This is a genomic window from Mesorhizobium sp. M0518 (assembly GCF_040321125.1).
GTDB lineage: Bacteria > Pseudomonadota > Alphaproteobacteria > Rhizobiales > Rhizobiaceae > Mesorhizobium.
In genome coordinates this window covers 218,032-231,030 of the sequence record NZ_JAMYQY010000003.1, presented here as the reverse complement: position 1 = coordinate 231,030, position 12,999 = coordinate 218,032, and the positions used below count along the sequence as shown (strand labels likewise).

The following is a 12,999-nucleotide window of genomic DNA, read 5'->3' as shown; positions in this document are numbered from 1 at the left end:
AATTTCACACACAGGCAAACTTGTTTCTCGAACCGCAAGGCTGAAATGAGCCAGTCGCCCTACCCCGCAATTGCTGCCGGACCGCCCCGGCCAAGCCTCATCCTGAGGCCCGGCCAGATCGCGCTGCCGCCGGGCATGGAGCGTTATACGATCCAGGGCAATGGCGCGGTGCTGATCGACATCGAGGCCGGCGACACGGTCACCGTGCGCAATGTCGAAGGCGGCCAGGCCTGCGAGTTGCTGGCCTGGGACAGGACCGGCGCGACCGATTCCGGCATTTTTGGTGAAACATCGAACAGCAATGCCGCCGGCATCAAGGCACTGCTCATGGAGGGTGACGACAGTCTCGCCTCGCTGCGGGGCGGGCTCGCGCGCCGGCAGGTGCAGCTTGACCATGCCAAGGCGGTGCGGGTGTTCGGCGCCACTACGCCTGCCGGTACAGAACAAACATTCACGGTCACGCGTGACGGCTCGATGCTGATTGCGGCCCCCGGCGGGCCGATGCTGGTCGACGGTCACGACACGGCGACGCCGCTGACCGCCATCGTTCGCCGCGCCACGATCCGCCCGGCGGCGAAATCGCTGTTGGCGGACCCGCTGGCCGACCCGGTGCTCGATTTGCGTGTCCATTCGGCGACGGCGGAGGCCTATTTCGTCAAGGCCGGTGACTATCTGCAGATCATCGATGTCGACGGCCGCCAGTGCACCGACTTCCAGTGCTTTTCGGCGCGCAAGCTGGACAGGGGACTGGATCATCCGCTCGACGTGACGACAACGCGCACGCTGATGGGTGCGAGCTACCCGATGCCCGGCCTGCATTCCAAATACTATGACCAGGACATGGAGCCGCTGGTCGAGGTGGTGCAGGACACATGCGGTCGGCACGACGCCTTCGCGCTCGCCTGCGCCGCCAAATATTACGACGACATCGGCTATCCCGGCCACACCAACTGCTCTGAGAACTTTAATCGCGCGTTGTTGGACAAAGGCGTCACGCCCCGCGCCGGCTGGATGGCGATCAACTTCTTCTTCAACACCGCGATCGACGCGCATGGCGTCATGGTGTCCGACGAGCCGTGGTCGCGGGCGGGCGACTACGTGCTGCTGCGGGCGCTCACCGACATCGTCTGCGTTTCCTCCGCCTGCCCCGACGACACGACGCCGGCCAATGGCTGGAACCCGACCGACATCCATGTGCGGACCTATTCCGGCCAGCACAAATTCTCGCGAGCGATCGCCAGACGCATGACGCCCGATTCGGAACCGAAAATGACCCGCGAGACAGCTTTTCATTCGAGCTTTGCCAAGCACACCCGCAACTTCGGCGAGTACAGGGGCTATTGGCTGGCCAATTCCTTCGCCAAGGACGGGCCGATCGCCGAATACTGGGCCTGCCGGCAGGATGCGGTGATCATGGACCTGTCGCCGCTGCGCAAGTTCGAGGTTACCGGTCCGGATTCCGAAGCGCTGCTGCAATACACGCTGACCCGCGACGTCAAGAAGCTGGGCGTCGGCCAGGTGGTCTACTCGGCGATGTGCTACGAGCATGGCGGCATGGTCGACGACGGCACCCTGCTGCGGCTCGGCAAGGACAATTTCCGCTGGGTCGGCGGCGACGATCTGTCCGGCGAATGGCTGCGCGAGACGGCCGCCAAGCTGGGTCTCAACGTGCTGGTGCGCTCGTCGACCGACCAGATGCACAATGTCGCCGTGCAGGGTCCGAAGAGCCGCGACATCCTGCGAGAAGTGATCTGGACTTCGCCATTGCAGCCATCGATCGACGAACTCGAATGGTTCCGCTTCGCCGTCGCCCGCATTGGTGGCGGCAACGGCATTCCGGTCGTGGTCTCGCGCACCGGCTATACCGGCGAGCTCGGCTACGAGATCTGGTGCCATCCGCGCGACGCCGAAAAAGTGTTCGACGCCATCTGGGAAGCCGGCCAGTCGCATGGACTGAAGCCGATGGGGCTGCAGGCGCTGGACATGGTGCGCATCGAGGCCGGGCTGATCTTCGCCGGCTACGAATTCTCCGACCAGACCGACCCGTTCGAGGCCGGCATCGGCTTCACCGTGCCGCTGAAGAGCAAGACCGACGATTTCATCGGCCGCGAAGCGCTGATCCGCCGCAAGGAGCACCCGCAGACGAAGCTGGTCGGCCTCGACATCGAGGCCAATATCGACGTCGGCCATGGCGACTGCGTGCATGTCGGCCGCGCCCAGATCGGCGTGGTCACGTCGGGCATGCGTTCTCCGATGCTGAACAAGACCATCGCGCTGGCCAGGCTCGACGTCACCCATTCAGCTGTCGGTACCGAGGTCGAGATCGGCAAGCTCGACGGCCATGCCAAGCGGCTGCCGGCGCGCGTCGTCGCCTTCGCCCACTACGATCCGCAAAAGACCAAACCACGCTCCTGACGGCCTTCCAAGACGGTGAGGCCGTGCTGGCAGTCGGTGATAGGAATTTTTTCTTGACCCGCTGAGGGCAGCTATGCTACATATTCGTCCATGGTGCTGATTTGCGCCGCGACCCGCCTCCGGCGGGTTTTTCGTTTCCAGACCCCTGGTCCTTTTCCGAACAATCCTGCCCGCCAGTGTGAAGCTGACATGTTTCGCAAGCGTGATGTGCACGGCGCGACAATTCGCTTGACGTGAAAGCGCGCCGGATCAATCTTCACTGTTAAGAAAAAAATACGACTGAGTGGAAACACCGGCAGTCGATCAATGCATGCGTCGATGGTGAAGCCTCGCTAAGCCGCGGCGGTCACGAACGGGGAACATCAAAATGGGGAACAAAGACATATGAGCACGATAACGACTGTCCTGGAGCCGCTTGCCGAAGGCAAATTGCACCGAAATATCGACTGGCGGGGCGCCTTCTGGGTGGCGAGCGGCGTGCCTGCCCTCGTCCTGTTCTCGATCGGCGGCATTGCCGGCACGACCGGCACGCTGGCCTTCGCGATCTGGATCTTCTCCATGATCATGGGCTTCCTGCAATCCTTCACCTATGCCGAAATCGCCGGCCTGTTTCCGAACAAGTCGGGCGGCGCGTCGATCTACGGCGCCACCGCATGGCTGCGCTATTCCAAGTTCATCGCGCCGCTGTCGGTGTGGTGCAACTGGTTCGCCTGGTCGCCGGTGCTGTCGCTCGGCTGCTCGATCGCCGCCGCCTATATCCTCAACGCGTTGGCGCCGGTGCCGCTGTTCACCGATGCCTCGCCCGAAGTCGTCGCCTATATCGCCGCGCATGCCGGGACGAGTGCCGCCGACGCCATCACCGCGGTGACCGCCGCGGCAACGCCGGTGATCCGCAACTGGACGCTCTACAGCCACACGCTGGGGCCGGTCTCGTTCACCCTCAACGCGACCTTCTTCATCGGTGCGGTGCTGATGCTGATCATCTTCGCCATCCAGCATCGCGGCATCCTCGGCACTGCCAACGTGCAGAAATATATCGGCCTGCTGGTCATCATTCCGATGCTGATCGTCGGCGTGGTGCCGATCGTCACCGGCCAGATCAACTGGGCGAATTTCTCGCCGCTGGTGCCGCTGGCGGCCGCCTATGCGCCCGAACCCGGCGCCTGGAACATTGCCGGCTGGACGCTGGTGCTTGGCGGCATGTTCATCGCCGCTTGGTCGACCTACGGTTTCGAGACCGCCGTCTGCTACACCTCGGAGTTCAAGAACCCGGGCACCGACACGTTCAAGGCGATCTTCTATTCCGGCCTTTTGTGCATGCTGCTGTTCATCCTGGTGCCGTTCACCTTCCAGGGCGTGCTTGGCCTCAACGGCATGCTGGCGACACCGATCGTCGACGGCTCCGGTGTCGCCGACGCGCTGGCCGGCATGGTCGGCGGCGGCGCGCTGATCCACAGCCTCTTGGTGATGCTGATGATCCTGGCTCTGGTTCTGTGCATCATGACCGCCATGGCAGGCTCTTCGCGCACGCTCTACCAGGGCTCGGTCGATGGCTGGCTGCCGCGCTATCTCAGCCATGTCAACGAACATGGCGCGCCGACGCGGGCAATGTGGACCGATCTCGTCTTCAACCTGATCGTGCTGGCCATCGCCTCTGCCGACGCGACGAGCTTCTTCTTCATCCTCGCCGTGTCGAACTGCGGCTATATCATCTTCAACTTCCTCAACCTCAACGCCGGCTGGATCCACCGCATCGACAACGGCCATATCGCCCGGCCCTGGAAGGCGCCGAGCTGGTTGCTCGGCGTCGGCGCGATCTTCGCCTATGTCAACATGATCTTCATGGGCGCGGGCGCCAAGGTGTGGAACCCGATGGCGCTGTGGGCCGGCCTGATCACGGCGGCCCTGATCATCCCGGTGTTCTGCTTCCGCCACTATATCCAGGACAAGGGCAAATTCCCCGACCATATGCTGGCCGATCTCGGCATGACGGGGGCCGACCTCTCGGTCAAAAAGGCGGGCATACTGCCCTATCTGACCCTGGTCGCCGGCGTGGTGGTGATGCTGCTCGCCAACTGGTTCTTCGTCATCTGATCTCGTAAAAGTGAAAAGGATCGGGCGCGCTTCGGCGCGCCCGATCCTTTTCGACTGCGTGATCGATCTATTCGGCGGCCAGCGCCAGTTGCGGCTTTTCGGCTTCCTGACTCAGTTCCAGATCGTCCGTCCGTCCCTCCGCGCCGCGCTTCTTCGGCTCCCGGCCGAAGAACAGGGCGTAACCGGCCGGCAGGACCAGGATGGTCAGCACCGTGGCAACCAGGATGCCGCCCATCATGGCGTAGGCGAGCGGACCCCAGAAGACGCCGCGCGAGATCGGGATCAGCGCCAGCACCGCCGTCAGCGCCGTCAGCGTGATCGGCCGGAAACGGCGAACGGCCGAACCGATGATCGCCTCGTAGCGGTCCATGCCCGCGGCGATGTCCTGGTCGATCTGGTCGACCAGGATGATCGAGTTGCGCATGATGATGCCGAGCAGCGCGATGACGCCGAGAATGGCGACGAAGCCGAACGGCGCGCCGCTGATCAAGAGTGCCGCGGCAGCACCGATAATGCCAAGCGGACCGGTCGCCAGCACCAGCATCGCCTTGCCGAAGTTCTGCAGCTGGATCATCAAAAGCACGACGATGACGGCCAGCATGATCGGCGCCTTGGCGGCGATCGAAGCCTGGCTTTCCGCCGAATCCTCCGCACCGCCCTGGATCTCGACCTTGTAGCCGGGCGCCAATCCGTCACGCAGGCCCTGCATATCCTTGTACAGTTTGGTGACGACGTCATTGGACTGCACGCCGTCGGGCAGCGTTGCCCGCACACTGATGGTCGGCAGACGGTCGCGGCGCCACTCGATGCCTTGCTCCAGCACCGGCACCACCTTGGCAACCTGCGACAGCGGCACGAAGCCACCGAAGTCGGTCGGGATATAGACCGAGTCGACCGAGGACAGCAGGCTGCGGCTGGCATCCGGCTCGCGGGCGACGATGGACACCGTCTCCTCGCCGTCGCGGAAGTCGTCGAGCGGCGCGCCGGACATCGCCGCCTGCAGCATCTGGCGGATGCGCTGCGAGGTGACGCCGAGTGCGCGGGCACGATCCTGGTCGATGACCAGCTTCATCGCCGGAACCGGCTCCAGCCAGTCATCATGCACGGCGCCAAGCAGCGGATCCTCGCGGAACTTCGCCTTCACCTGGTCGGCGATGCGGCGCACCTCCTGGCGATCCGGCCCCATGACGCGCATCTGCACCGGCCAGCCGGTCGGCGGGCCGAGGAACAGACGATCGACTTTGGCACGGATGGATGGGAAGTCTTGCGCCAGGACGGTGCGCAACTTGACGATCAGCCGTTCGCGGGCCGGTTCGTCATTAGCCATGACGAGCAGCTGGGCGAAGTTGGGGTTGCTCAGCTGCTGGTCGAGCGGCAGGAAGAAGCGCGGCGCGCCTTCGCCGATATAGGTGGCGATGAAACGCTTGTCCTTGTCGTCCATCATCTTGGTTTCGAGCGCCTTGGCCTGCGCCTCGACTTCCTTGATGCTGGTGCCTTCCGGCAGCCAAAGGTCGACAAGGATTTCCGGCCGCGACGATTGCGGGAAGAAGTTCTGCGGAATGAACTGGAAAGCCCACAGGCTGGTGCCGAAGGTGACCAGCGTCATCACCAGGACGATGATGCGATGGCGCACGGCCCAGCTGACGGTAGCACGAAGCCGGCGGTAGAAACGTGTGTCGAAGACATCGTGATGGCTGCCGGCATGCTTGCGCTGCTTGAGGATCATGTTGCCGAGCCATGGCGTGAAATAGACCGCGACGAACCAGGAGACGATCAGCGCGATGCCGACGACATAGAACAGGGTGCGGACATATTCGCCGGCGGTCGAGGCCGCGAAGCCGACCGGAATGAAGCCGGCCGTGGTGATCAGCGTGCCGGTCAGCATCGGGAAGGCGGTCGAGGCATAGGCGAAGCTCGCCGCCTCGACCTTGACCATCCCCTCCTCCAGTTTGCGCTCCATCATCTCGACGACGATCATCGCGTCGTCGACCAGAAGACCGAGCGCGATGATCAGCGCGCCGAGCGAGATGCGCTGCAGGTCGATGCCGAGCTCGTACATGATGGCGAAGGTCGCAGCCAGCACCAGCGGGATGGCGATGGCGATGACCAGGCCGGAACGCCAACCGATCGACAGGAACGAGACGACCAGCACGATCAGCAACGCTTCGCCAAGCGCATGCATGAATTCCGCCACCGCATCGGTGACGACGCCCGGCTGGTCGGAGATCTGGTCGACCGCAACGCCGTAGGGCAGCGCCTCCTCGAAGCGCTTGTAGGTGGCCTCGACATCCTTGCCGACGTCGGTAACCTTGAACCCCTTGGCCATGACAACGCCCAACTGCACGCTGTCGTGACCGTTGAAGCGGTACTTTCGCTGGAACGGATCTTGCAGCCCGGAGGTCACCGTGGCGATGTCGCCCAACCTTGTGACCTGGCCGCCGGCGCGCAGGCGCAGGTTCCTGATGTCCTCAACCTTGCCGACATCGCCCTCGACGGAGATGCGCACCGAGTTGGTGCCGGTATCGACGGAGCCGGCCGGGTCGACATTGTTCTGTCCCTTGATCGCATTCTGCAGATCGGTCAGCGTCAGGCCGCGTTCGGCGAGCGCCTTGGACGAGACGTCGATATAGAGCTTTTCCGGCTGGTCGCCGATGATGACGGCCTTCTCGACGCCGGGCGTCGTCAAAAGCATGTCGCGCGCCTGGATGGCGAACTTCTTCAGCTCGGGATAGCTGAAGCCATCGCCGCTGATCGAATGCAGGGTGATGAAGGTGTCGCCGAACTCGTCGTTGAAATAGGGGCCGAGCAGACCTTGCGGCAGGTCGCCCTGGATATCGCCGACCTTCTTGCGCACCTGGTAGAAGGCGTCGTTCACCTCGGCGGTGTTGGTGTCGCCCTTGATCTGCACGGTGATGATGGCGCTGCCCGCGCGGGTGAAGGAGCGCACGAAATCGAGATGCGGCGTTTCCTGCAGCTTGCGTTCGATCTTGTTGACGACCTGGTCTTCCATCTCCTGGATCGAGGAGCCCGGCCAGATCGCCTGGACGACCATGACCCGGAAGGTGAAATCGGGATCTTCCTTCTGGCCCATGCGCATCAGGCCGAGCGCGCCGGAAATGATGATCAGGCCGAACAGGAACCGCGCAATGGCGGGATGGCCGATTGCCCAGCGCGACAGGTTGAAGGGCCGCTTCTCTTCCGTGGAATTGGTCATCGACGCTGGTCCATCTATCTAGCGCAACAAAATCGAGGGTTCGTAGTGGCTTCCGGGCGGCAAGGCTCTCCGAGCGGAGGAGCACTCATCGCGGTGGGACGCGAAATCGATGTGGGGGTTACATCAATCGAGCGTCTCGGTCGGGCGCCTGCCGCCCGGAAACCAGCGGCTGCGAAAACGCGCAGCCGGTTGTCTGTCGTCAGCGCACCTGCTTGGCGTCGCCGTCCGCCGCGGATGCCGATTGCAGCGCCGTATCACCGGCGAGCTTCACTTTCAGGTTTTCGGTCATGAATTGCGTTCCGGCGGCGACCACGACATCGCCGGGTTTCAAACCCTCCGCGACACGCACGCCATCGGCGGCGAACTCGGCAACCTTGATCGGACGGGCATGAACGGTGTCGGCGCCACGATCGACGGTCCAGACGATCGATTGGGTGCCTTGCTCGGCCAGTGCGCTCAGCGGGATCGAGACCAGCTGCCGCTCATTGGCCGCCGAAGCTTCGATGCTGGCGGTCATGCCAAGCAAAACACGCGGATCGTTGGGCAGGCTGACGCGGACGGCAAAGGTGCGTGACTGCGGATCGGCGCTGCCGGCGACTTCGCGGACCTTGCCATCGAGCGCCAGCGCATCGTCGGACCAGAAGCCTGCCTTGACTGCCTTGCCCGGCTTGAATTCGGCGATTTCCATTTCGGGAACGGCGATCAGCACTTCCTTTTCGCCGTCGACAGCGACAGTAACAACCGGCGTGCCGGAACCGACCACCTGGCCGACGTCGGCGCTGACGGTGGTGACGATGCCATCCCTGTCGGCCTTGAGATCGGTATAACCGACCTGGTTCTTCGCCTGAGCAAGTGTCGAAAGGGCGGAATCACGCGTGGCGACCGCTTGGTCATAGGTCAAGGTCGCCTGTTCGAGCTGTGATTTCGGGGCAAAATTCTTGGCAAAAAGCTGCTCGGCACGCTTGCGGGCAAGCTCTACGGTCTCGACCTGCCGCTCGGCGGCATCGAGCGCTGCCTGCGCGCTCTTGACCGAAAGGTCGTAGTCAATGGGATCGATGCGGGCGAGCACATCGCCCGAGGCCACATGCTGGCCGATATCGACGAGGCGCTCGGTGATCTTGCCATTGACGCGGAACGCCAGAGCGCTCTCGGTGCGGGCCCGCACCGATCCGGAATAGGAGAGCATGCGGGTGTCATGCACCTTCGCGATCTCGACAACCTTGACCGGACGGATGATATCCTTGACTTCGGCTTTTTCCTGGCTGCAGCCGGCAAGCCCGAGAGTGGCGGTGACAAGCAGCACCGGGCCCACAGCCGGCAGCCTGCCGATGATTGAACTGAACGAAGACACGCGCGTACTCCCGAAATGGAGATGAATCGTTGAACCGGCGCCCGGCGGGCGGCGGCTACTTCAAAGCCTTGATTGCATAGTCGATGAGGTCGTCAGGCATTGCCCGGTTGGTCTTGGCAAGGCATTGCGCCACCATCTGCGGATGACACAGGATGACGGTCGCGGCGCCGAAACAGCGAGACGCGATCACCGGATCCTGTTTTCTGAACTCACCGGCCTCGATGCCGTCACGAATGATTTCCGCAAACAGGTCGTGGATGCTGTCGACATGCTTGTCGATCACACCCCAATCCCGTTCGAGGGCGACGATGACCATCTCGTGGACCTTTTGGTCGTCGAGCATGACCTCCATCGTCATCTTGTATTGCGCATGCACGTAACGCCGGAGCCGCTCCTCGGCGCTGATCGGCAGGCGCGAAATCTCGTAGGCCATCTTGTAGCTGGCACCGAGCATCCGGCCGCAGACGGCCTGGTGGATTTCGACCTTGGAGGCGAAGAAACGATAGATGTTGGCGGGCGACATGCCGAGTTCACGCGCGATGTCGGCGACATTGGTCTTGCCGTAGCCATAATGCCGGAACAGGCGCTCGGCGCAATCGAGAATGCGCGTTACATTTTCCTGTCGGGCGGCTTCGGCGACTATGGTGGCGGCTTCGGACATGATCCTCTGTCAATTTACGAGTGACGAATTTCGATTTTCGTCACTCGTAAATTGAAAAGAGCGGCCTGTCAACGCGGATTCGATGTACGCGTACGAATGGTGACAGATGGTGACAGATGGTGACAGTGAGAAGGTGGAATCGACGATCGCTATTAGCGGCTGGCCCTGATGAATTCGTCATCCTAGGGCGAAGCAAGGAGCGAAGCGACGCGGCGCAGACCCTAGGATCCATGCCGCGACGTCTGCTGAAGAGTGTGGCGGATCAAGAAGTTACGCTGGTAAGCGCGCCCTGTCATCCTCGACGTTGGAGCATGGCTGAGAGGTCACGGCATGGATCCTAGGGTTTCCGCGACGTCGCTTCGCGACTGCTCCACCCTAGGATGACGAAGTCAGGTCCTTTGCCATCTCGCGCAACCGGAATTTCTGGATCTTGCCGGTCGAGGTCTTCGGGATTTCGGCGAAGATGACCGCCTTCGGCACCTTGAACCGGGCAAGCAGCGCGCGGCAGTGATCGATGATCTCGGCTTCGGTCGCGATCTTGCCGGGCTTCAGCTCGACATAGGCGACAGGCACCTCGCCCCATTTGTCGTCGGGCCTGGCGACGACGCCGCAAGAGGCAACCGACGGGTGCTTGTAGAGCGCGTCCTCGACCTCGATAGAGGAAATGTTCTCGCCACCGGAGATGATGATGTCCTTGGAGCGGTCCTTGAGCTGGATGTAGCCATCGGGGTGCATGACGCCGAGATCGCCGGAATGGAACCAGCCGCCGGCGAAGGCTTCGTCGCTCGCCTTGCGGTTTTTCAGGTAGCCCTTCATGACGATGTTGCCGCGGAACATGACCTCGCCGATGGTCTCGCCATCGGCCGGTGTCGTCCGCATCGTCTCGGGGTCCATGACTGTCAGGCCTTCGAGCGCTGCATAGCGCACGCCCTGCCGCGCCTTCCTGGCGCTGCGCTCGCCCTTTTCGAGATCATCCCAGGCGCCATGCCATTCGTTGACGACCGCCGGGCCATAGGTCTCGGTCAGGCCGTAGAGATGGGTGACGGCAAATCCGGCATCCGCCATCCCCGATAGCACCGCTTCCGGCGGGGGTGCTGCGGCGGTGTTGAAAGTGACCGTCTGCGGAAATACGCGCTTGTCCTCGTCCCTGGCATTGATCAGCACCGACATGACGACCGGCGCGCCGCACAGATGGGTGACGCCCTGATCGGCGATCGCATCGTAGACCGGCTTCGGCCGCACCCAGCGCAGGCAGACATGGGTGCCGGCCTGGACTGCGAGCGTCCACGGAAAGCACCAGCCATTGCAGTGGAACATCGGCAGCGTCCAGAGATAGACGGCGTGCTTGGCCATGCCGGCATGAATGGTGTTGGTGTAGGCCATCAGGGCAGCACCGCGATGGTGGTAGACGACGCCCTTCGGATTGCCTGTAGTGCCGGAGGTATAGTTCAGCGAGATCGCGTCCCACTCATCGTCGGGCATCGACCAGGCGAAGTCCGCGTCGCCCCCGGCGATGAAGTCCTCATAGTCGAGCGAACCGATGCGCTCACCCTTCGGATACGGCGCGTCGGCGGCGTATTCGGGATCGTCATAGTCGATGACCAGCGGCTTGACCTTGGCCAGTTCCAGGGCCTGTCTGACGACGCCGGAGAATTCGCGGTCGACGATCAGCACCTTGGTCTCGGCATGATCGAGCTGGAAGGCGACGACCGCGGCATCGAGGCGGGTGTTGAGCGAATGCAGCACCGCCTTGGTCATCGGCACACCGAAATGCGCCTCCAGCATCGGCGGCGTGTTTGACAGCATGACGGTGACGGTGTCGCCCTTGCCGATGCCGCGCCTGTCGAGCGCCGAGGCAAGCTTCAGCGACCGCTGCCAGAAGGTGCGATAGTCGATGCGCTGGCGGCCATGGATGATGGCGATATTGTCGGGATAGGTCTTGGCCGCGCGCTCCAGATAGGTGAGCGGCGTCAACGGCTGATGGTTGGCCGCGTTCTTGTCGAGATCCTGTTCGTAAGGACTGCCCATCCCATGCTCCCCCGCGGTTTTCTTTCAGACGTTCTAATCACAGGCTCGGGCCGCGTCACCACAAACGATGCCACGACAGAGCGCATTCGGCGCAATGATGAACCAGATTCGGCGTAAGCGGGAGCATCGCATACCTCTGCCCAGTTTGACTTTTGTCGAGAGCCGTGAATAATGTCAGCCGAGGAGACGGCATGGCGATCCGACCGGCAGAACAACTCATCCACAAGGCCGCCTGGCTCTACTATGCCCATGGCCTGCGGCAGGACCAGGTGGCGAGCCAGCTTAACATTTCCCGTGCCTCAGTCGCCATGTACCTGCGCAAGGCACGCGAGACCGGCATCGTCAACATCTCGACTTCGACCCAGCTTTTCACCGACGACGTGCTGGCGCGCAAGCTCGAGGATGTGTTGAGCCTCGACGCCGTCTGGATCGCACCGGAGAATGATCATATTGCCGACCCGTCGACGGAAATCGCCGTGCTGGCGGCGAGCGTCTTCCTCGAACTGGTCAAGAAGGGCGACCGCATCGGCGTAGCCTGGGGCCGCACCGTCTATATGATCGCCGACGTCATGTCCTATGCCGATCTGCAGGATGTCACGGTGGTGCAGCTCTGCGGCAATCTCGGCGCGCCCTATTCCTATCGGCCCGACCAATGCACCATGGAAATCGCGCGGCGGCTGAATGCCAAGGGCCTCAACTTCTACGCGCCCCTGGTGCTGTCGACGGAAGAGCTGGCGCGGGCGCTGCGTGCCGAGCCGGTGATCCGGGAACAATTGTCGGGTGTCAGCGAATGCGACCTGGCATTATACTCGGTCGGCGCGGTCGACGCCGACAGCCATCTGGTCAAATGCGGCGCGCTGACGCCCAGTGAAATGGCGGATCTGCGCAGCCAAGGCGCTGCCGGCGTGATTGCCGGGCAGATCATAGACGCCGAGGGCAAGGTGCTCGACTGCAGTTATAACAGGCGGGTGATCTCCGCCGAGCTTGCCTCGCTGCGCGCCATCGCCAGGCGGTTGGTGGTGGTGCAGGAGGACAGCAAGTTCGAACCGCTGCTCGCGGCGATCGCCGGCGGCCTTTGCACGCATCTGGTGGTCGGCGCGCACATGGCGCAGCGGCTCCTGGACCATGCGGCTGCCACCATAGAAAAGGCCTCCTAGAACCCCCCCTCTCCGCTGCCGGCGCATTGTCATCAAAGCGTCGCGGCAATCCTGTTTCACCAACAAAGACAGCAACCGG

General features: G+C 62.9%; 7 protein-coding genes. 3 read left to right on the top strand and 4 right to left on the bottom strand.

Features of this window, described 5'->3' with window-relative positions; all coding sequences use genetic code 11:
- Positions 1 to 45 precede the first annotated feature (45 nt).
- A complete protein-coding gene (locus tag NKI66_RS05990) occupies positions 46 to 2,415 on the top strand; it encodes a trimethylamine N-oxide demethylase (protein WP_352751221.1) in 2,370 nt (789 codons plus the stop codon).
- A 384-nt stretch (positions 2,416 to 2,799) separates the two neighbouring features.
- Positions 2,800 to 4,509, top strand: a complete 1,710-nt coding sequence (locus NKI66_RS05985) for a trimethylamine N-oxide permease (RefSeq protein ID WP_127328495.1) — start codon at positions 2,800 to 2,802, stop codon at positions 4,507 to 4,509.
- Positions 4,510 to 4,576: 67 nt separating this feature from the next.
- On the opposite strand, the gene NKI66_RS05980 is transcribed toward NKI66_RS05985, so the two are convergent.
- From NKI66_RS05980 to NKI66_RS05965, 4 genes are all read right to left on the bottom strand, one after another.
- A complete protein-coding gene (locus tag NKI66_RS05980) occupies positions 4,577 to 7,723 on the bottom strand; it encodes an efflux RND transporter permease subunit (protein ID WP_352751219.1) in 3,147 nt (1,048 codons plus the stop codon).
- A 199-nt stretch (positions 7,724 to 7,922) separates the two neighbouring features.
- Positions 7,923 to 9,074 (bottom strand): efflux RND transporter periplasmic adaptor subunit, encoded by a 1,152-nt coding sequence (locus tag NKI66_RS05975; RefSeq protein WP_352751217.1) that lies wholly within the window; start codon positions 9,072 to 9,074, stop codon positions 7,923 to 7,925.
- Positions 9,075 to 9,129: 55 nt separating this feature from the next.
- The gene (locus NKI66_RS05970) at positions 9,130 to 9,735 is read right to left on the bottom strand and encodes a TetR/AcrR family transcriptional regulator (RefSeq protein ID WP_023808749.1); all 606 of its coding nucleotides are present in this window, start codon (positions 9,733 to 9,735) and stop codon (positions 9,130 to 9,132) included.
- Positions 9,736 to 10,110: 375 nt separating this feature from the next.
- Positions 10,111 to 11,763 carry an acyl-CoA synthetase gene (locus NKI66_RS05965; protein ID WP_023808750.1) on the bottom strand — a complete coding sequence of 551 codons (1,653 nt, stop codon included), beginning with the start codon at positions 11,761 to 11,763 and terminating at the stop codon, positions 10,111 to 10,113.
- A 191-nt stretch (positions 11,764 to 11,954) separates the two neighbouring features.
- Between NKI66_RS05965 and NKI66_RS05960 the strand changes: the two genes are divergently transcribed.
- On the top strand, positions 11,955 to 12,920 hold the full coding sequence (locus NKI66_RS05960; RefSeq protein WP_023808751.1) for a sugar-binding transcriptional regulator: 966 nt from the start codon (positions 11,955 to 11,957) through the stop codon (positions 12,918 to 12,920).
- The last annotated feature ends 79 nt before the right edge of the window (positions 12,921 to 12,999 follow it).